Origin of the sequence: Aquabacterium humicola, assembly GCF_030167915.1 — a bacterium.
GTDB lineage: Bacteria > Pseudomonadota > Gammaproteobacteria > Burkholderiales > Burkholderiaceae_C > Pseudaquabacterium > Pseudaquabacterium humicola.
On record NZ_JARGNB010000008.1, the window covers coordinates 223243 to 243229 of the forward strand.

The 19987-nt window shown below is 72.9% G+C and carries 16 protein-coding genes; 10 read left to right on the forward strand and 6 right to left on the reverse strand.

The genetic code is table 11. The annotated features are described in order from the left end of the window. Positions 1 to 67 precede the first annotated feature (67 nt). The 4 genes from P1K89_RS27980 to P1K89_RS27995 are packed head-to-tail and all read left to right on the forward strand — an operon-like array spanning position 68 to position 1903. Complete coding sequence (locus tag P1K89_RS27980) at positions 68 to 565, forward strand: thiol-disulfide oxidoreductase DCC family protein (RefSeq protein WP_284619823.1); 498 nt, start codon at positions 68 to 70, stop codon at positions 563 to 565. Then, on the forward strand, positions 562 to 978 hold the full coding sequence (locus P1K89_RS27985) for a hypothetical protein (RefSeq protein ID WP_284619824.1): 417 nt from the start codon (positions 562 to 564) through the stop codon (positions 976 to 978). The genes P1K89_RS27980 and P1K89_RS27985 overlap by 4 nt, the downstream gene beginning before the upstream one ends. Then, positions 978 to 1361 carry a hypothetical protein gene (locus P1K89_RS27990; RefSeq protein WP_284619825.1) on the forward strand — a complete coding sequence of 128 codons (384 nt, stop codon included), beginning with the start codon at positions 978 to 980 and terminating at the stop codon, positions 1359 to 1361. Before P1K89_RS27985 ends, P1K89_RS27990 begins: the two co-directional genes overlap by 1 nt. Further along, positions 1358 to 1903 carry a hypothetical protein gene (locus P1K89_RS27995; protein ID WP_284619826.1) on the forward strand — a complete coding sequence of 182 codons (546 nt, stop codon included), beginning with the start codon at positions 1358 to 1360 and terminating at the stop codon, positions 1901 to 1903. Before P1K89_RS27990 ends, P1K89_RS27995 begins: the two co-directional genes overlap by 4 nt. Here P1K89_RS27995 and P1K89_RS28000 read toward each other — a convergent pair. Further along, positions 1807 to 3249 carry a response regulator gene (locus P1K89_RS28000; RefSeq protein WP_284619827.1) on the reverse strand — a complete coding sequence of 481 codons (1443 nt, stop codon included), beginning with the start codon at positions 3247 to 3249 and terminating at the stop codon, positions 1807 to 1809. The two genes, P1K89_RS27995 and P1K89_RS28000, sit on opposite strands and share 97 nt — an antisense overlap. Positions 3250 to 3442: 193 nt before the next feature. After that, positions 3443 to 3934, reverse strand: coding sequence for a GNAT family N-acetyltransferase (locus P1K89_RS28005; protein ID WP_284619828.1), 492 nt, complete (start codon positions 3932 to 3934; stop codon positions 3443 to 3445). Positions 3935 to 4156: 222 nt separating this feature from the next. On the opposite strand from P1K89_RS28005, the gene P1K89_RS28010 reads away from it, so the two are divergent. Both P1K89_RS28010 and P1K89_RS28015 read left to right on the forward strand, forming a co-directional pair. Next, on the forward strand, positions 4157 to 5647 hold the full coding sequence (locus tag P1K89_RS28010) for a PQQ-dependent sugar dehydrogenase (protein ID WP_284619829.1): 1491 nt from the start codon (positions 4157 to 4159) through the stop codon (positions 5645 to 5647). 19 nt (positions 5648 to 5666) lie between these two features. Beyond that, the gene (locus P1K89_RS28015) at positions 5667 to 6920 is read left to right on the forward strand and encodes a glutamate carboxypeptidase (RefSeq protein ID WP_284619830.1); all 1254 of its coding nucleotides are present in this window, start codon (positions 5667 to 5669) and stop codon (positions 6918 to 6920) included. Here P1K89_RS28015 and P1K89_RS28020 read toward each other — a convergent pair whose 3' ends face one another. Both P1K89_RS28020 and P1K89_RS28025 read right to left on the reverse strand, forming a co-directional pair. Further along, positions 6921 to 8978 carry an ATP-dependent helicase gene (locus tag P1K89_RS28020; RefSeq protein ID WP_284619831.1) on the reverse strand — a complete coding sequence of 686 codons (2058 nt, stop codon included), beginning with the start codon at positions 8976 to 8978 and terminating at the stop codon, positions 6921 to 6923. A 53-nt stretch (positions 8979 to 9031) separates the two neighbouring features. Beyond that, positions 9032 to 9304, reverse strand: a complete 273-nt coding sequence (locus P1K89_RS28025) for a hypothetical protein (RefSeq protein WP_284619832.1) — start codon at positions 9302 to 9304, stop codon at positions 9032 to 9034. A gap of 214 nt (positions 9305 to 9518) precedes the next feature. Between P1K89_RS28025 and P1K89_RS28030 the strand changes: the two genes are divergently transcribed. Both P1K89_RS28030 and P1K89_RS28035 read left to right on the forward strand, forming a co-directional pair. Next, positions 9519 to 10676, forward strand: a complete 1158-nt coding sequence (locus P1K89_RS28030) for an efflux RND transporter periplasmic adaptor subunit (protein WP_284619833.1) — start codon at positions 9519 to 9521, stop codon at positions 10674 to 10676. A 59-nt stretch (positions 10677 to 10735) separates the two neighbouring features. After that, a complete protein-coding gene (locus P1K89_RS28035; protein ID WP_284619918.1) occupies positions 10736 to 13843 on the forward strand; it encodes an efflux RND transporter permease subunit in 3108 nt (1035 codons plus the stop codon). 33 nt (positions 13844 to 13876) lie between these two features. On the opposite strand, the gene gcvA is transcribed toward P1K89_RS28035, so the two are convergent. Beyond that, positions 13877 to 14848, reverse strand: coding sequence for a transcriptional regulator GcvA (gene gcvA / locus P1K89_RS28040; RefSeq protein ID WP_284619834.1), 972 nt, complete (start codon positions 14846 to 14848; stop codon positions 13877 to 13879). A gap of 84 nt (positions 14849 to 14932) precedes the next feature. Between gcvA and P1K89_RS28045 the strand changes: the two genes are divergently transcribed. Together P1K89_RS28045 and P1K89_RS28050 are read left to right on the forward strand one after the other, a co-directional pair. Next, a complete protein-coding gene (locus P1K89_RS28045; protein ID WP_284619835.1) occupies positions 14933 to 15655 on the forward strand; it encodes an HAD family hydrolase in 723 nt (240 codons plus the stop codon). 40 nt (positions 15656 to 15695) lie between these two features. Beyond that, positions 15696 to 17906: a hybrid sensor histidine kinase/response regulator gene (locus P1K89_RS28050; RefSeq protein ID WP_284619836.1), complete on the forward strand. Its 2211-nt coding sequence runs from the start codon at positions 15696 to 15698 to the stop codon at positions 17904 to 17906. Between the two features lie 35 nt (positions 17907 to 17941). Here P1K89_RS28050 and P1K89_RS28055 read toward each other — a convergent pair whose 3' ends face one another. Beyond that, entirely contained in the window at positions 17942 to 19930 is a 1989-nt protein-coding gene (locus P1K89_RS28055; RefSeq protein ID WP_284619837.1) for a PAS domain-containing hybrid sensor histidine kinase/response regulator, read from the reverse strand. Positions 19931 to 19987: the final 57 nt, after the last annotated feature.

Below are 19987 nucleotides of genomic sequence, written 5' to 3' on the forward strand. Positions count from 1 at the left end.
GGCCGCGCCCGGGTTCATTTGCGCTCAAACATTTCTCTCTGGACAGAAATTACGGAAAGGAAGCGAGATGACTGATCGACTGCAGGTCTTCTACGACCGTTCGTGCACGCTGTGCGCCGGCGAGATGCACGCGCTGAAGGCGCTGGACCAGGACGACTGGATCGAGCTGGTCGACTGCTCGGCGCCCGCCTTCGACGACGCGCCGTACCGCGCCGACGGCATCACGCGCGACGCGATGCTGGCGCGGCTGCACGTGCGCGAGCCGCAGGGCGCGTGGCATGTCGGCGTCGATGCCTTCGGGCTGCTCTACGGCCTGCTGGGGCTGGACGCGATCGCCACCGCGTGGACCCATCCGCTGACGCGGCCGGTCACCGAGCGCCTGTACCCGTGGATCGCCCGGCACCGGCACGCGCTGTCCCGGCTCGGCCTGCACCGGCTGGCGCCGTGGCTCAGCAGCCTCGCGGCGCACCGCGCGGCGCGGCGGCCGCACTGCCGCAACGGTGCCTGTGCGCACGATCCGGCACCCAACCCGGCTTCGGCCACTCTGCAAGGACGCGTCCTATGAGCGCTATCAGCTTCCGCCCAGGCACCACCCGTTCCCGAGCTGCCGTCAGTGCCCAGGTGTTCGCCGTCTACCTCTTCGCGACCGGCGTCGTCGCGGTGATCGCGCCGGACCTGCTGCTGTCCGTGTTGCGCATGCCGCCGGCAACCGACGTGTGGTTCCGTGTCGTCGGCGTCACCGCCTTCATGATCGGCGTCTTCGCCTGGGTCGCGGGCCGGCACGAGCTGAGGCCCTTCTTCGTCGCGTCGGTGTATACGCGCGGCACCGTGTTCGCGGTCTTCACCGCGTTCGCCGTCCTCGGCCTCGCGCCACCGATGCTGGTGCTCTTCGGCACCATCGACCTGCTCGGCGGGCTGTGGACGCACCGGGCCCTGAAAGCCGACGCGCGGTGCGCGTCGGGCCGAGGAGAGCTTTGATGGACACCGACCTCTTCTTCGTGTCGCTGGGCCTGACGACAGTCGTCGTCGGCGGTGCGATGGCCTACCTGCGCGGCACGACGCGCCGGCTGCTGCGCGAGCTGTGCGATTCGGATGCAGGCGCGGCCTTCTGGCTGCGCAGCACCGACGTGCTGGCGATGTGCGGCTCGCTGATCCTCGTGCCGGCGTTCGGCGGCCTGCGCAACGGCGCGGCGTGGACCGACCAGCTGCGGCTGGTGATCGGCCTGGCGCTGGCCGGCATCTTCGTCAGCGTGATCTTCGTCGCCAGCAGCGTGCGTGGCGCGACCCTGCGCGCGCAGACGACGCCGACGGCGCCGGCAGCACCCGCAGGCGAGCCGGGCGGCGCGGGGGCGCGTGCATGAAACGCGCCGGGCTGATCCGTCCGCAGGTGCCGCCCGAGGCCTGGCGGCTGGTGATGCGCTTCGGCTTCTACGGTCCGCTGGTCGGTGGCGCGCCCTACAACTGGATGCTGTTCCCGCTGCCGTTCTCGTACCTGCTGGGCATCGGTCCCGCGCTGCTGTGCGGCGTCGGCTTCGCGCTCTGGTGGTTCGGCCCGGCCCAGCGGTCGCTCGGGGCCGGCTGGCGCGCGCTGGCCGGCGCCGCAATCGCTGCGGTCGCCTGCGCGCTGTGGGCGCTGGTCACCTCGTCCTGGGACGGCCGTGCCGACGACCTGTCGTGGTGGCTGGCCGTGCTGTGCCTGCACGGCGTGCCGGCCGGCGCGCTGATCGGCGCCGGCGGCGTGAAGATCGATCGGGATGCCCTCGGGGCTCGCCCTGCGGCCTTCGCGAGGGCGGCGGCCCGGCGCGCTCAGGCGTCGAGGGCGAGCGCCGGCGTGCCGGCGGCGGCGCCGGACAGGCGCGACAACGCGGCCTCGATCTCGGCGATCAGCGCGTCTTCCTCGTAGGGCTTGCCCATCAGCACGGTGACGCCGGCGGCCTTCGCGTCGGCGCGGTGCTTCTCGTCCGACGACGTGATCATGATGATCGGGACGTGCGCGGTGCGCGGGTTGCTGCGCACATGGCGGGTCAGCTCGAAGCCGTCCATGCCGGGCATCTCGACATCGGTGATCAGCACGTGCGGCAGCGCGTCGCCGAACAGGCGCACCGCGTCCATGCCGTCCTCGGCCAAGACGACGCGGTACTGGTGCTTGGCCAGCACGCGGCTGGTCTTGACGCGCACGACCTTCGAATCGTCGGCGACCATCACCAGCGTGTCGGCCGGCGTGCGGGCCGCCCGCGGCGCGGCGGGCGCGTGGTCGGTGGGCAGGTGGGCGGCGGCCGCGGCCACGGCGGCGGCGGCGGGCGCGGCGCTTTCGGCGGTATCGCGGCGGGCGGCGGCCTCGGCCGCGGCACGGGCTTCCTGGGCGGCACGCTCCTCGGCGGCCCGGCGCTCGGCATCGAGGCGGATGGCTTCGGCGCGGGCGGCGGCCTCGCGTTCGGCCGCGAGGCGTGCGGCTTCGGCCGCGGCCGCGGCGGCGGCTTGTTCCGCGGCGACGCGTTCGGCCTCGCGCCGCTCGCTTTCCAACCGCGCGGCCTCGGCGCGCTCGGCTTCGATGCGAAGGGCTTCGGCCCGCTCGGCCGCGAGGCGTGCGGCTTCCGCCGCCAGGCGAGCGGCCTCACGCTGTTCGGCTTCGATGCGCTCGGCGTCGACCCGGGCCGCCTCGGCGCGCTCGGCGTCGAGCCTGGCGGCCTCGGCGCGCTCCGCTTCAGCGGCCAGGCGCTCGGCCTCGCGGCGCTCGGCGTCGATGCGTTCGGCCTCGAGCCGGCGCGCTTCCTCGCGCTCGGCTTCGGCCGCCCGGCGCTGGGCTTCCGCCGCCTGCCGTTCGGCTTCCAGGCGCTCGGCTTCGAGGCGCTCGGCTTGCTGGCGCTCGGCCTCGGCGTATTCCGCGGCGAGCCGCTCGTCTTCGAGTCGTTCGGCTTCCAGGCGGGCCGCTTCGGCCTGCTGGCGCTCGTTCTCCTGCCGGACGGCCTCGGCGCGTTCGGCCTCCAGCAGCGCCTGCTCGGCCTCGATTCGCGCCTGCTCGGCCTGCGCGGCGCGCGCGGCGTCGGCCTTCTCGGCATCGAGGCGGGCGGCCTGCTGGCGCTCGGCTTCGGCCTCGGCCAGGTTGTCGGCGATGCCGCTGTCGATCTGGATGCTGGGTGTCAGCGCGTGCGGGTCGCTGCGCTCGCGCTTGCGCGGCCAGCCGGGGCGCCCGGCCAGCAGCCAGACGATCAGCACGGCCGCCAGGGCCCACAACAGGTACTCGTTCATCAGCGTGAAACCTCGATCGCCCTGGCGACGCCTGTCAGGGTCGCGGACGTACTTGCAGCAATGGCGGGGAGCATAGCGTCGGCATCGCGACCGCGATGCGACGAAATGCTGCCGATCGACGGCGCAAACCGTGCGGATGTCGCTGCGTCGCCGGGTCGATCAGCGTGGGGCAGTCGGGGCGTCGGCCGGGATGTCAGCCGGTGGCGTCGGCGCCGCCGGCCGGCTCGCGCAGCAGCAGCCGCATGCGCCGCGCGGCGATCAGACCGTCGTAGTAGCCCGGCAGCAGCTGCACGTCGGCGAAGCCGAGGCCGAGGTAGAAGCGGTGGGCGCCGGGGTTGTCGGCGCGCAGCTCGAGCTGGATCGATGCCATGCCGGCGATGCGCGCCGACTTCAGCAGCCACTCGACCATCCGGTGCCCGATGCCGCGCCGCTGCTGCTGCGGCCGCACGCCCAGCAGCACCAGGTGCGCCCGCTCGTCGCCGAACTGCATCACCGCGAAGCCTTGCACGCCGGCATGGTCGTGGGCGACCAGGGCGATCGTCTCGTCGTCGGCCATCAGCCGCAGCATGTGCACGGTGTGGTAGCGCCAGGGCAGCCCGGCCTCGATCAGGTCGCGCGACATGGCCGCCATCTGGCGGGCATCGGCGGCGCGCGCGGGGCGCAGGGTGACGGCGCTGGAAACCACGCGGCGATTCTGCATCGCTGCCGATCACAAGCAACCGTTTCATCGGCGACCCAGGCCCATTTCGCAGGTCCCGCCGGCGCGGCGCGGTGCCCGACGCGGTGACCAGCGGACGCGGCGGGTTCGGCCGCCGCGTGGCGCGCGGCCGGACACGATCGGTAGCCGCGCCCTCTCGCCGGAGCGGGTACAACGTGCCGCGCGGCCTGCTGCCGCCGGAGGCTTCGCATGCACCCGCGCCATCGTTCGCTGCTGCTGTTGCTGAGCTTGTGGGTCGCGGCCTGCGGCGGCGGCGGCGGGGGCGAAACACCATCGCCGCCGCCACCCGCGCCGGCGCCGCAGCCGCCGGCCCCGCCACCGCCGTCCCCGCCGCCACCGCCGCCGCCGTCACCGGTCGCAGCCCCGGTGATCACGTCCCCCACGGCGCTGGCCGACGGCCTGAGCGGCCCGCTGGTCCTGGCCGCGAACGCACCCGGCGCCGCGGCGGTCGAGTTCCAGATCGACGGCCTGACGCTGCCGGAGGACACGGCCGCGCCGTTCGCCGCCAGCGTCGATGCGCAGGCCCATGCCGCCGGCCAGCACGTGCTGCGCGCCCGGTCCCGCGCGGCCGACGGCACGCGCTCTGCGTGGTCCAGCGTCACCGTGCGCTTCGGCGGCAGCCGCGCGCTGCCGGCCGGCTTCACGAAGACCGAGGGCTGGGTCGCCGGCCTGCAGTCGGCCACCGCGTTCGCGCAGGCGCCGGATGGGCGCTGGTTCGTCGCCCAGCAGGGTGGCGCGGTGCGCATCGTCAAGAACGGGCAACTGCTGCCGACGCCGTTCGCCGCGATGGCCACCGCGGCGGTCGGCGAACGCGGGTTGATCGGCATCGCGCTGCACCCGGATTTCGCGAGCAACGGCTTCGTCTACCTGCACTACACCTCGGCGCAGGGCGGTGCGCACAACCGCATCAGCCGGCTGGTGGCGACGGGCGACGTCGCCAGCGGACCGGAGCAGGTGCTGGTCGACCTGCCGGCCCTGTCGCAGGCGACCAACCACAACGGCGGCGCACTGCACTTCGGCGTCGACCGCAAGCTCTACGTCGGCGTCGGCGACAACGCCGACAGCGCGAAATCGCAGGACCGCAGCCACCCCTTCGGCAAGCTGCTGCGCTTCAACGACGACGGCAGCATTCCCGGGGACAACCCCTTCTGCACGACGCCCGGCCAGCTGGCCTGCGCGGTGTGGGCGATGGGCCTGCGCAACCCGTTCACCTTCGCGGTGCAGCCCGGCACGGGGCGGCTGCACATCAACGACGTCGGCGCCGCTGCGTGGGAGGAGGTCAACCTCGGCGCGGCCGGCGCGAACCACGGCTGGCCGGCGTCGGAAGGACCGAACGGCGTCGCGGCCGGCCACACCGCGCCGCTGTTCGCCTACCGGCATGGCGACGCCACGCCGCCGGGATCGGGGCCCGGCGGCTTCTTCAGCGGCATCGCGATCGTCGGCGCGGCCTTCTACCCGGCCGGCGGCAGTTTTCCGGCCGCGTACCATGGCAGTTACTTCTTTGCCGACCTCGGCAGCCGCTTCGTCGCCCGGCTCGCGCCGGCCGAAGCGGGCGAAACCGTGATGGCCAGCAGCTTCGCGCAGGTCGACAGCGCGCCGCGCGACCTGCGCATCGGTGCCGATGGGGCGCTGTACGTGCTCGGTGCTGGCACCATCGCGCGCATCGCCGTCGTGCCGTGACGGCCGCGCAGGGGGTTGCATGAGCCGGTCGACCGCTGTCCTCGCCCTCGTGTTCGCCGCGGTGTGCGCGCTGGTCTCGCCGGTGCGGGCCGCGCGCGACGACGTGCTCCTGGCCGCCGCGCAGGCCGCGCAGCCGGCGCTGATCGAGACGCTCAGGCAGCTGGTGTCGATCGAGTCCGGCAGCCGCGATGCCGCGGGTCTCGCGCGGGTGGCCGAGCTCGCGGCGCAGCGGCTGCAGGCCCTCGGCGCGGTGGTCGACCGGTTGCCGCCGGCGGCTGGCCATGGGCCGATGGTGCAGGCCACGTTCACCGGCAACGGCCGGCGCCGCTTCCTGCTGATCGGGCACCTGGACACCGTCTACCCGGCGGGCACGCTGGCGCAGCAGCCGTGGCGCATCGACGGCAACCGGCTGCACGGCCCGGGCATCGCCGACGACAAGGGCGGCGTCGCGCTGATCCTGCATGCGCTGGCGCTGTTGAAGGACGCCGGCTGGCGCGACTTCGCGCAGCTGACGGTGCTGCTGAACGCCGACGAGGAGATCGGCTCGATCGGCTCCGGCGAACGGCTGGCGCAGCTTGGCGAACAGCACGACGTGGTGCTGAGCTTCGAGCCGACCGCGGCGAAGGACGTGACCCGGCGCGAAGGCGTGCTGCTCTCGGCCGCCGGCACCGCCACCGCGGTGCTCGAGGTCAGGGGCCGCGCCTCGCATGCCGGCGTCGCGCCCGACAGCGGCCGCAATGCCTTCATCGAGCTGGCGCACCAGGTGCTGCAGACGCAGGACGTCGCGAAGGGCGTGCCCGGCGCGCAGCTGAACTGGACCTGGGCGCAGGCCGGCGCCATCCGCAACCAGATTCCCGACAGCGCGAGCGCCACCGCCGACGTGCGGCTGCTGCAGGCCGACAGCGCCCCCAGGCTCGAAGCGGCGCTGAAGGCGCGGGTCGCCGAAAGCCGGCGCGTGCCGGACACCGAGGTCAGCGTGCGCGTGATCGTCGGCCGGCCGCCGTACATCGCGAGCGAGCGCGGCCGCGCGCTGGCGCTGAAGGCGCAAAGCCTCTATGCCGAGCTCGACGGCCGGCCGCTCGTGCTGGTGCCGACCACCGGCGGCGCGACCGATGCGGGCTTCGCCGGGCGCTCCGGCAAGCCGGCGGTGCTGGAAGGCCTGGGCCTGGCCGGCTGGAACTACCACGCGCGCGACGAGTACATCGAGATCGATTCGATCGTGCCGCGGCTGTACCTCGCGGCGCGGCTGTTGATCGAGCTGGGGCGCGAGTGATCAGTCCCAGGCCGAGCGCAGTCGCTGCGCGATGTCGATCAACGGCACGGCCGGCGCCGCGAGCGCCGGCGGCGCGGGCTCGCAGGCGGCCGGGCCGATGCGGTCGAACAGGTCGGCCACCGCCGGCGGCACGAAGCGCGTCAGCCCGGCGTAGAGGTGCCGGTCGCCGCGGCGCGTCTGCTGCGTGACGTAGAAGCGCTGCGGCACGACGAGCGCGAGCTGGTGCTTCGCGCGCGTCATCGCGACGTAGAGCAGCCGGCGCTCTTCCTCGATCTGCGCCGCGTCGCCGGTGGCCATGTCGGCCGGAATGCAGCCATCGACGACGTTGAGCACGGACACCGCGCTCCATTCCTGGCCCTTGGCCGAGTGGATGGTCGACAGGATCAGGTAGTCCTCGTCGAGGTGCGGCGGGCCGGCTTCGTCGCTGGTGGCCTGCGGCGGGTCCAGCGTCAGCTCGGTCAGGAAGCGCTCGCGCGTGGGCTGCGCGGCGGCCAGGCGCTGCAGCTGCGCGAGGTCGCCCAGGCGCAATGCCGCGTCGTCCGGATGCAGGCGCTCCAGGTGCGGCTGGTACCAGCGCTGCACGGCCTCGAGCTCCGCCGGCCACGCGCTGCCGTCGCGACGCAGCGCGGCCATCAGCGCGACGAGCGCGGCGAAGTCCTCGCGCGCGGCGGCCGGCGGCGCGAAGGCGGCCAGCGCGGCCTGCGCATCCACCGCGGCGTCGGTCGCGTCGAGCAGCCTGCGGGCGGCCGCCGGCCCGATGCCCGGCACCAGCTGCGCGACGCGGAAGCCCGCGAGCCGGCTCTTCGGGTTCTCGGCCCAGCGCAGCACCGCGAGCAGGTCCTTCACGTGGGCGGCCTCGAGGAATTTCAGGCCGCCGTACTTGACGAAGGGAATGCGCCGCCGCGTCAGCTCCAGCTCCAGCGGCGCGCTGTGCTGGCTCGAGCGGAACAGCACGGCCTGCGCGGTGAGCTTCACGCCGGCCTCGCGTTGCTCGAGCACGCGGTCGGCCACCCACGTGGCCTGCGCGGCTTCGTCGTCGACCGTCACGATCTGCGGCCGCACGCCGCCTTCGCGCGCGGTCCACAGCGTCTTCGCGTGCCGCTCGGCGGCCAGCGCGATGACGGCGTTCGACGCGTCGAGGATCGGCGCGGTCGAGCGGTAGTTGCGCTCCAGCGGAATCACCGTCGTCGCCGGGCCGAACTGCGCGGGGAAGTCGAGGATGTTGCGCACCTCGGCGGCGCGGAAGCCGTAGATCGACTGCGCGTCGTCGCCGACGACGGTGAGGCCGCGGCCGTCGGGCTTCAGCGCTTGCAGGATCGCGGCCTGCAGGCGGTTGGTGTCCTGGTACTCGTCGACCAGCACATGCGTGAAGCGCTCGCCGAGCGCACGCGCCAGCGGGACATGCTGCAGCAGCTGGTGCCAGGCCAGCAGCAGGTCGTCGTAGTCCAGCGTGTGCTGTTCATGCTTGGCGGCGACATAAGCGCGGAACAGGCGCTTCAGCTCCGCTTCCCAGGCGGCACACCAGGGGAAGTGCGTCGCCAGCGTCGACGCCAGCGGCGCCTGCGCATTGACGCAGCGCGAGTAGACCGCGAGGCAGGTGGCCTTCAGCGGGAAGCGCTCGCGCGTCGCGGCCAGGCCCAGCTCCTGCCGCACCAGGCCCATCAGGTCCTCGCTGTCGGCACGGTCGGCGATCGTGAAGTGTTCGGCCAGCCCGATCTGCGCCGCATGCTCGCGCAGCAGGCGCGCACCCAGGCTGTGGAAGGTGCCGGCCCAGGGCAGGGCGGGCGGGCCTTGCGTGGCCCCCAGACCCAGGGCCTGGTGCAGCAGCCGGCCGCTGCGGCGCTGCATCTCCTGGGCCGCGCGGCGCGAGAAGGTCAGCAGCATCAGGCGCTGCGGATCGGCGCCGGCGAGCACCAGCCGCGCGACACGGGCGGCCAGGGTCAGCGTCTTGCCGGAGCCCGCGCCGGCGATGACCAGCAGCGGGGCGTCGCCGTGTTCGACGGCCGCGCGCTGCTGCGCATTGAGGGCTTCGAAAGGATCGGCCGCCGGAGAGGACACGGGACGTCAGGTCCACCGACCAACCGGCGGCGCGATCAGGGCAGGATCAGGGATCAGCCTTCCGACACGGTGCTCGTCGGCGCGGAGGAGCCGCCACCGGCCTGCTGCGCCGCCACCGCCTTGCACGACGGATCGCACACCGTCTGCGAACGGCCGAGCAGCTTGCGCATCTTCAGCATCGCGCGCGGGCGGTGCACGCCGCACAGAAAGCAGGACATCGTCGAGCCGCCGAAGGCGCCGGCCGGCGCGAACGGCGAGCCCGGGGCCTTGCTCTTGTAGCGCAGACCGTCCGGCTCGATGCGGGTCTTGACCTCTTCCTTGGCCATCGGGGAATCCTCCTGGGAGACGCTGGGAGAGTGGGCACGGCGCCGGCGAGAGAAGGCAGGGCTGCGTCGTGCGAACCCGCAAGGATACTGTATGGAAGATCAGCGGGCTCTTAAGGGAAGCCCGAGGCCCTTCGCCGCGTTCGGGATTGCGGTGCCAAAGCGCCCTCGTCGACTCGTGTCAACATCCGGGGTTCCCCGTATAGCCAACCGCACCATGATCGAAAAACGACCGGTGCCGCTGCGGCGGCGACCCCTGCTGCCGTTGTTGTCGCTTGAAGGTTCCCTCGCGATCGCGCTCGTGCTCGCGGCGCTGCTGCTCGCCGCGCGGCCGGCCGGCGCGCAGGCCGCGGCGTCGGCCAATCCGTCGCCGAATGCGACGTCCGCGCCCGGCCGGGCCGCGCTGACGGTGCAGGCGGCCCTGCCGCAGCGCGCCGAGTGGCCGCTGAAGCTGTCGGCCGCCGGCACCGTCGGCGCCTGGCAGGAGGCGGTGATCAGCGTCGAGGCCGCGGCCGGCTTCAAGCTCGTCGAGGTGGGGGTGCAGGTGGGCGACACCGTCAAGCGCGGCCAGCTGCTGGCGCGGCTGTCGACCGACTGGCTCAGCGCCGACGTCGCCGCGACGCGCGCCAGCCTGAAGGAAGCCGAAGCGCTGCACGCGGAAGCCATCGCCAATGCCGACCGGGCGCGCACGCTGCAGCCCACCGGCGTGCTGAGCCAGCAGCAGACGACGCAGATCCTCACCGCCGAGCAGACCGCCCGCGCGCGCGTGGAATCGCTGAAGGCGCGGGTGAAGGCCGACGAGGTGCGCCTGGCGCAGACGCGCATCGTCGCGCCCGACGATGGTGTGATCTCCGCGCGCACGGCCACCGAGGGCGCGATGGCGCAGCCGGGGCAGGAGCTGTTCCGGCTGATCCGCCGCGGCCGGCTCGAGTGGCGCGCCGAGGTGCCGGCGGGCGACCTCGTGCGCCTGAAACCTGGGGTCGCCGCAACGGTGACCACCGCCAGCGGCCAGACCGTCAAGGGCACGGTGCGCATGGTGGCGCCGACGGTCGATGCGCAGACGCGCAACGGCCTCGTCTATGTCGACCTGGCACCCGGCAGCGATGCCAAGCCCGGCATGTTCGTGCGCGGCGATTTCACGTTCGGCTCGTCGCCCGGCCTGACCTTGCCGCAGAGCGCGGTGCTGCTGCGCGACGGCTTCAGCTACGTGCACCGGCTGGGCACGGACAACCGGGTCACGCTGACGAAGGTGGCGGTCGGCCGGCGCATCGGCGACCGCGTGGAGATCACCGGCGGCATCACGTCGGATGTGCGCGTCGTCGCGTCGGGCGGCGCGTTCCTCGCCGATGGCGACCTCGTGAAGGTCGTGCAATGAGTGCCGCTGATTCGGCGTCCAACGACGGCCACGGCCACGCCGCGCGGGTCGCCGGCGGCATCAACGTCTCGGCCTGGTCGATCCGCAACCCGATCCCGTCGATCCTGCTGTTCCTGCTGCTGACGATCGCCGGCCTGCTGGCCTTCAAGGCCGCGAAGGTGCAGAACTTCCCGGACATCGACCTGCCGATGGTCGTGGTCACCGCGTCGCTGCCGGGGGCCGCGCCGGGCCAGATGGAGACCGAGGTCGCGCGCAAGCTGGAGAACTCGATCGCCTCGATCCAGGGCGTCAAGCACCTCTACACCAACGTCGGCGACGGGCTGGTGACGATCACCGTCGAGTTCCGGCTCGAGAAGCCGGTGCAGGAGGCGGTGGACGACGTGCGCTCGGCCGTCTCGCGCGTGCGCTCGGACCTGCCGGCCGACCTGCGCGACCCGATCATCGCCAAGGCCGATCTCGCCGGCATGCCGATCCTGACCTACACCGTCGCGTCGAAGAAGATGGACGACGAGGCGCTGTCCTGGTTCGTCGACAACGAGGTGACGAAGGCGCTGCTGGCGGTGCGCGGCGTCGGCGCGGTGGCGCGGGTCGGCGGCGTCAGCCGCGAGGTGCGCATCGAGCTCGACCCGGCGCGCCTGCTGGCGCTGAACGTCACCGCCGGCGACATCTCGCGCCAGCTGCGCAACGTGCAGCAGGACGCCTCCGGCGGCCGCGCCGACATCGGCGGCGCGGAGCAGTCGGTGCGCACGGTGGCCACCGTGCAGTCGGCCGGCGAGCTGGCGCGCATGGAGATCTCCCTGACCGACGGCCGCCGCATCCGGCTCGACCAGGTCGCGACGATCGCCGACACGGTGGCCGAACGCCGCCAGGCCGCCTACCTCGACGGCAAGCCGGTGGTCGGCTTCGAGATCTCGCGCTCGCGCGGCGCCGGCGAGATCGAGGTCGCCGATGGCGTGAAGCCGGCGCTCGACGCGCTGAAGGCCGCGCACCCGGACATCACGATCACCGAGGCCTTCAACTTCGTCGACCCGGCGAAGGAGAACTTCGAAGGCTCGATGATCCTGCTGTACGAAGGCGCGGCGCTCGCGGTGCTGGTGGTGTGGCTGTTCCTGCGCGACTGGCGCGCGACGCTGGTGGCCGCCGCGGCGCTGCCGCTGTCGGCGATCCCGACCTTCGCGGCGATGTACCTGCTGGGCTTCACGCTCAACGGCGTGACCTTGATCTCGCTGTCGCTGGTGGTCGGCATCCTCGTCGACGACGCGATCGTCGAGATCGAGAACATCATGCGCCACCTCGCGCAGGGCAAGTCGCCCTACCAGGCGGCGATGGAGGCGGCCGACGAAATCGGCATGGCGGTGATCGCCACCACCTTCACGCTGATCGCGGTGTTCCTGCCGACGGCCTTCATGACCGGCATCGTCGGCCGCTTCTTCGTGCAGTTCGGCTGGACCGCGGCGATCGCGGTGTTCTTCTCGCTGGTCGTCGCGCGCATGCTGACGCCGATGATGGCGGCCTACCTGCTGAAGCCGCCGAAGAAGACCGACCGGCGCCCGCGCTGGCTCGAGATCTACGAAGGCTGGGCCGCCTGGTGCGTGCGCCACCGCTGGTGGACGATGCTCGGCACGCTGGTATTCCTGGTCGGCGCGGTCGCGCTGGTGCCGCTGCTGCCCACCGGCTTCATCCCGCCGGACGACCTGTCGCAGACCCAGGTCACGCTGACGCTGCCGCCGGGCTCGACGATCCGCCAGACCGAGGCCAGCGCCGAGGCCGCGCTGCAGATCCTGCGCAAGCACCCGCACGTCAAGCAGGTCTACACCGCGATCGGCGGCGGCAACTCCGGCGCGGACCCGTTCGCCCCGCCGGGCATGGCCGACGTGCGCCGCGCGACCCTGACGCTGAACCTGACGCCGCGCAAGGAGCGGCCCGGGCTGTCGAAGCAGCAGATCGAGGCGCAGCTGCGCGAGACGCTCGCGGTGCTGCCGGGCGTGCGCGTGAAGGTGGCCTTCGGCGGGTCGGCCGAGAAGTACATCCTCGTGCTCGCCGGCGAGGACGGTCAGGTGCTCGCCGAGCACGCCAAGGTGGTCGAGCGCGAGCTGCGTTCGATCCCCGGTATCGGCAGCGTCACCTCGACCTCGAGCCTGCAGCGGCCCGAGCTGATCGTGCGGCCGGACTTCGCGCGCATGGCCGACCTCGGCGTCACGTCGGTGGGGCTGGCCGATGCGCTGCGCATCGCCACCGCGGGCGACTACGACCAGGGCCTGGCGAAGCTGAACTTCGCGCAGCGCCAGGTGCCGGTGGTCGTGCGGCTGCCCGCCGACGCGCGCCAGGACCTCGAGCTGCTGGCGCGGCTGCCGGTGCCCGGCGCCCGCGGGCCGGTGATGCTGGGCAATGTCGCGACGCTGGCCATCGATGCCGGACCCGCTCAGATTGACCGTTATGACCGCCGCCGCAACGTCAACTTCGAGATCGAGCTGCAGGGGCAGGCGCTGGGCGACGTCGAGACCCGCGCGATGGCGCTGCCCAGCCTGCAGAACCTGCCGCCCGGCATCACGCGCACCTCGGCCGGCGACGCCGAGGCGATGGGCGACCTGTTCTCCGGCTTCCTGCTCGCGATGGGCGCCGGCGTGCTGTGCATCTACGTCGTGCTGGTGCTGCTGTTCAAGGACTTCGTGCAGCCGGTGACCATCCTCGCGGCGCTGGTGCTGTCGATTCCCGGCGCCTTCCTGGCGCTGTTCGTCACGCACAGCCCGCTGTCGATGCCGTCGCTGATCGGGCTGATCATGCTGATGGGCATCGCGACGAAGAACTCGATCCTGCTGATCGACTACGTCGTCATCGCGCGCCGCGACCACGGCCTGAACCGCTGGGACGCGCTGCTCGATGCCTGCCGCAAGCGCGCGCGGCCGATCGTGATGACGACGATCGCGATGGGCGCGGGCATGATGCCGATCGCGCTCGGCCTGGGCGTCGACCCGAGCTTCCGCTCGCCGATGGCCATCGTCGTGATCGGCGGCCTGATCACCTCGACCTTCCTGAGCCTGCTGGTGATCCCGGTCATCTTCACTTTCGTCGACGACGTGCACCACGCCTTCATGAGCCGCTGGCGGCGGCGCTTCGTCCACCCGGCCCCGGCCTCCGGCCCAGGTGCCGCGCCGGCGAGCCGTTAGCGATCGCGGTGCACGCGGTGCCCGGCGCAGGCGCTAGGCCTCGTCGGGCGCCAGCGGTGCTCCGGGCGCCTCGTGCGCCGCCGCGAGCAGCCATTGCCGGAAGGTCGCGATCGCGGGCTTGCCGTCGGTGACGGCCGGGCACACGAGGTAGTAGCGCCGCGGGTCGCATTCGATGCCGGGGAAGGGCTGCACCAGCGTGCCGGCGTCCAGCGCCTCCTGCACCACCGGCCGCGTGCCGATCGCCACGCCCAGCCCGCGCGTGGCCGCCTGCAGCGTGAAGTGCAGGTTGTCGAAGGTCAGGCCCTGGGTGGCGTCCAGGTCCTGCACGCGCGCGGCGGCCAGCCAGTCCTGCCACGCGCCGGGCGTGGAACGCGCATGCAGCAGCGTGTGGCGGCGCAGGTCGGCCGGCTTCCTCAGCGGCCGGGCACGCAGCAGCGCCGGGCTGCACACCGGGAACTTGGTCTCGTCCAGGAACGGGTGGACCGCCATCTCCTGCCAGTCGCGGCGCCGCTGCAGCGTGCGCAGGGCCGCGTCGTCCAGGCAGCGGATCGAGGCGTCGAAGCTGCGGTGGTCGAACTCGCGCACGTCGCCGGCCGTGGCCACGCGCACGTCGATGTCGGGGTGCGCGTGGCAGAACGAGCCCAGCCGCGGGATCAGCCAGCGCACCGCGAAGGTGGCCGTCGCTTCGATCGTCAGCGAGGCCCGCCGCGTGGGCTGAATCAGCTGCTCGGTGGCCAGCGCCATGCCATCCAGGGCCGCCTGCAGGGGTGCCGCATACCGGCGCCCGGGCTCGGTCAGCGCGATGCGCCGGCCCTGGCGCTCGATCAGCCTGACGCCCAGCTGCGCCTCCAGCGCCTTCACCTGGTGGCTGACGGCCCCGTGCGTGACGCTGAGCTCCTCGGCCGCCAGCGTCACGCTGCCGTGATGGGCCACGGCCTCGAAGGCACGCAACATCTGCAGCGAGGGCAGGCGCCGCCGCGGACGTCTGGTGTGAGCTGGATTCACGAATGAGCCGGCACGGAATTCGATGGTTCGCCCATTGTGGCGTCGCTAGAGTGCGGCCAATCAACCCGTGAACTGAATTCATCGATGAAGCGCGCGATCCTCTTCGACATGGACGGCACCCTGGTGGACAACATGGCGTTCCACACGACGTCCTGGGTGCAGTTCTTCGCGTCGCGAGGGCGGCAGATCGACCCGCAGGCGTTCTTCCGGCGCACCACCGGCCGGCATGCCGCGGAAATCCTGCGCGACTGGCTGGACGGCGGCCTCTCCGATGCCGAATGCGAGGCCCTGACCGAAGTGAAGGAGGGGCTCTACCGCAGGCTCTACGCACCGCACCTGAAGCCCCTGGCGGGCCTGGAGGCGTTCATCGCGCAGGCGCGGGCGCAGGGGGTGCGCCTGGCCGTGGGCACCGCGGCGCCGCCTTCGAACGTGCGCTTCACGCTCGATGGCCTGGGCCTGCGCGATCACTTCGACGCCGTTGTCGGCGCGGCCGACGTTCAACGCGGCAAGCCGGACCCCGAGGTGTTCCTGAAGGCGGCGCAGGCCTGTGGCGCCGAGCCGCGCGACTGCATCGTCATCGAGGATGCGCCATTGGGCCTGGAAGCGGCCCGCCGCGCCGGCATGCGCGCCGTGGCGCTCACCACCACGATGCCGGCCGAGGACTTCAAGGCGTTCGATCACCTGATCGCGGTCGCCGCCGACTACCGCGGCCTGAGCCCGGAAAGCCTGTTTGCGCGGGCATGGACCACCTCGCCGGATGCTGGCACCATCGCTGGCGCCGGTCCGCCGGGCCGGCACGGGGAGTGACACGAGAAAGGCCGCATCGATGGTCTCTGGTCGCGCAGTGATGCGCATCGCATTCATCCTGGGCGGCCTGTTCGCGCTGCTCGGGGCCGCGCGCATCGTCGCGGGGGATCGTCCCGGTGGGTTGCCGGCGCGGCCGGTGGTCGTCGGGCTGTACGAGAACCCGCCCAAGGTCCACAGCGACGCCGCCGGCCGACCGGCCGGGCTCTTCGTCGAGCTGATCGAGGCGGTCGCACGCGCCGAAGGCTGGCAGCTGCGTTATGCACGCTGCGACTGGGCCGACTGCCTGCGGCGCCTCGAGGCCGGCGAGATCGACCTGATGCCCGACGTCGCCTTCACCGAGGAGCGCAGCCGCCGCTTCGACTTCCATGCCGTCTCGGTCGCCAGCAGCTGGAGCCAGGTCTACAGCCGCGAGGACGTGCGCGTGCAGTCGCTGGCCGACCTGGCCGGACGGCGCATCGCGCTGCTGCGCGGCGGCGTGCAGGAGCAGGAGATCGGCCGGCTGATGGCCGAAGCGCAGCTGCAGTACCAGGCCGTGCCGGTGCAGTCGCTGGCGCAGGCCTACGAGGCCGTCGCCGCGGGCCGGGCCGACGCCGTGGTGACCAACAGCTTCTCCGCCGCGCTGCGCGCCTCGGAGTTCCGGCTGCGCGAGACGCCGCTGCTGTTCCTGGCCTCGAACCTCTATTTCGCGGCCGCGAAGGGCCGCCACGCGGACCTGCTGGCGCGCATCGATGCGCGGCTGGCCGCGTGGCGGCAGGATGCCGACTCGGTGTACTTCGATGCGCTGCGCCGGGCGCTGGCGCCGCAGCAGCGCGAGCGCCTCGCGCCCTGGGTGCCCTGGGCGCTGGCGGGCGCCGCGCTGGCGCTGCTGCTGCTGATGCTGACCAGCGCGTGGCTGCGCTGGACCGTGGCCCAGCGCACCGCGGCGCTGACCGCGGCGCAGCACGCGCTCCAGGCGCAGCAGGCGGCGCTGGAGCGCCAGGTGGCCGAGCGCACCGCCGAGCTGACCGCGGCCAACCGCGCGCTGCGGCAGGCGCGCGACGAGGCCGAGGCCGCCACGCGCAGCAAGAGCGCCTTCCTGGCCAACATGAGCCACGAGATCCGCACGCCGATGAACGCCGTGCTCGGCACCCTGTACCTGCTGCGCCGCGCCGGCGTCACGCCGCAGCAGGCCGGGCAGCTCGACACCGTCGTCGCGGCGTCGCGGCACCTGCTCGGCATCATCGACGACATCCTCGACCTGTCGAAGATCGAGGCCGGCCAGATGGCGCTCGAGCAGACCACGATGCAGGTGGGCGCGCTGGTGCACGGCGTGGCGGCGATGATCGGCGCGCGCGCGGCCGAGAAGGGCCTGTCGGTGCGGGTGGAGGTCGCCGCATCGGGCCGCAGCCTCGTCGGCGACCCGACGCGGCTGACGCAGGCGCTGCTGAACTACGCCAGCAACGCGATCAAGTTCACCGAGCGCGGCGGCATCGTGCTGCGTGCGCACGAAGAACCCGCCGGCGAACGCCATGCGCTGGTGCGCTTCGAGGTCGAGGACACCGGCATCGGCGTTGCACCCGAGGCCGCGGCCCGCCTGTTCGCGGCGTTCGAGCAGGCGGACAGCACCACCACGCGCCGCTACGGCGGCACCGGGCTGGGCCTGGCGATCACGCGCAAGATCGCGCAGATGTTCGGCGGCGAGGCGGGCCTGCGCAGCGAGCCCGGGGGCGGCAGCACGTTCTGGTTCACTGCCCGGCTGGCGCTGGGCGACGGCCTGGCCGAGCCGGTGCCGCCGTCGCCGGCCGGTGCGGCCGTGCGACCGTCGGCGCAGGGGCTGCGCGGGGCCCGCGTGCTGCTGGTGGAGGACGAGCCGGTGAACCGGCTGGTGGCGCTGGAGGTCCTGCGGCAGGCCGGGCTGCTGGTCGACCAGGCCGAGAACGGCGAGCAGGCCTTCGCGCTGGCGCAGCAGCGCAGCGGCACCGCCACCCCCTATGCGCTGATCCTGATGGACGTGCAGATGCCGCACGTCGACGGCGTGGAAGCCGCGCGGCGCATCCGCCAGCTCGAGGCCTGCCGCGACACGCCGATCATCGCGCTCACGGCCAACGTCTTCGCCGACGACCGCGAACGCTGCCGCGCCGCCGGCATGAACGACTTCCTGTCCAAGCCCTTCGATCCGGAGGCACTGGTGGCGCGCATCCGTTACTGGCTGGACAACGGTGGCCGGGTCGCCGGCGCGCACACGGCCACCAGCGCGTCCGGCGGGGCCTGACCGGCCGGCGTGCGGCGCCGGCCCGCTGCGCCCCCTCAGGCCTGCCAGCGCAGCCCGAGCAGCTTGCCCATCTGCTCCAGCAGCAGGTCGAAGACCACCGGCTTGGCGATGAAGGCGTCGGCGCCGGCGTCGAGGCTGGCCTGCTGGTCCGCGGGCGCGGCGCTGGCGGACAGCGCGATCACCGGGGTGCGCTCGAAGCCCGGCATGCGGCGCAGCCGCCGGGTGGCGCTCAGGCCGTCGAGCACCGGCATCGTGTTGTCCATCAGCACGAGGTCGGGCCTGAGCTCCGCGGCACGGTCCAGGCCGGCCTGGCCGTCCGGGGCCTCGAAGACCTCGAAGCCGAGGCCGCCGAGCAGTTGCACGATCAGCGCGCGGTTGTCGGCGATGTCGTCGATCACCAGCACGCGGCGGCGCCGGCCGCCATAGCCCCGGATCTGGCGCCGGTCGATCGGCAGCGACTCGAAGGCTTCGATCAGCGGCAGCACGATGTCCAGCGTGAAGGTGCTGCCGCTGCCGGGCACGCTGTGCACGCTGACGTCGCCGCCCATCGCGCGCGCCAGCTCGCGGCTGATCGCCAGCCCGAGGCCGCTGCCGCCGGCACGCTGCTGCGCGTCGCCGGCCTGCTCGAAGGGCCGGAAGATGCCCTCGAGCTGCTCGGGCGGGATGCCGGGTCCGCTGTCGATCACCTCGAAGCGCAGGCGCACGTGTTCGTCGTCCACCCGATCGCTGCGTGCGCGCAGCGCGACCGTGCCGGCGGCGGTGAACTTCACCGCGTTGCCGAGCAGGTTCAGCAGCACCTGGCGCAGCCGGTGCTCGTCGCCTTCGACTCGCCGCGGCAGCCCGGGCGCGAGGTCCAGCGTGACGCCCAGTCCCTTGGCCTGGGCGCGCACGCCGACGATCTCGAGCACCGTCTGCAGGAACTGGCGCAGGTCGATCGGCTGCGACTGCAGCTCGAGCTTGCCGGCCTCGACGCGCGACAGGTCGAGCACGTCGTTGATCAGCGCCAGCAGGTGTTCGCCGCTCTGGCGGATCGCATCCAGCGCGGCGGCCTGGCGGTCGCCGAGCGCGGGATCGAGCTGCAGCAGCTGCGCGAAGCCGAGCACCGCGTTCAGCGGCGTGCGCAGCTCGTGGCTCATGTTGGCGAGGAAGCGGCTCTTCGCGCGGTTCGCGCGCTCGGCCTGCTCCTTGGCGGCCTGCAGCGCCTGCGCGGTCTCGAGCGCCGCGGTGCGGTCCTCGATGATCCAGATCGTGCCGGCGGTCGGGTCGTCCGGGTCCTGCAGGTAGCCGATCTGGCTGACCCAGATGCGTGAGCCGTCCTTGCGCCGCATGTAGTGCTCGGTGCGGAACGGCTTGCCAGTCGACAGCAGCGGGCCGGCCACGCGGCTGACCTCCTCGTAGTGCGCGTCGTCGATGAAGGTGACGCGCGCCGGCAGGCCGACGGCCTCGTCGACGCCGTAGCCGAACATCTCGGCGAAGCGCGCGTTGTGGCGCACGATCACGCGGTCGCGGGTGAAGCCGATGCCCACCGGCGCATTGCGCATGATGGCCTCGATCTCGCGCTGCACCTGGCGCAGGTGGCTGATGTCCTCGGCCACCCACACCGAGCCGTCCTCGGGTCGCTGCGGATCGATCGCGCGGCCGTAGACGTTGCACCACAGCGGCGCGCCATCGCTGCGGCGCAGCAGCCAGTCGCCGTGGAAGGACTGGCCGCTGGTCATCAGCGGCTCGGCCATCGTGCGCAGGCGCTGGTTGCTGGCTTCGTCCGGATGCAGCAGCGACGCATGCAGGCCGACCATCGCGTCGGCCGAGGCGAAGCCGAACATCTCGGCCGCGCGGCTGTTGCAGCGCTCGATGCGCTGGCGGCGCAGGAAGAGGATGGCGACCGCGGCGTTGTCGACGATCGCCGTCAGCTCGCGCAGCGTGCGGGCGGCATCGACGCTGGCGTCGACGTGGGTGTCGCCCGGCGCGTCGGTGCCGGCACCGACATCGGCATGCGCCGGCTCATGCGGTCCATCGTCGATCACGCAGCGGCTCCCGCCCCGCGGAACTGCTGGCGGGGCGCCAGCAGCTTAGCGCGATCG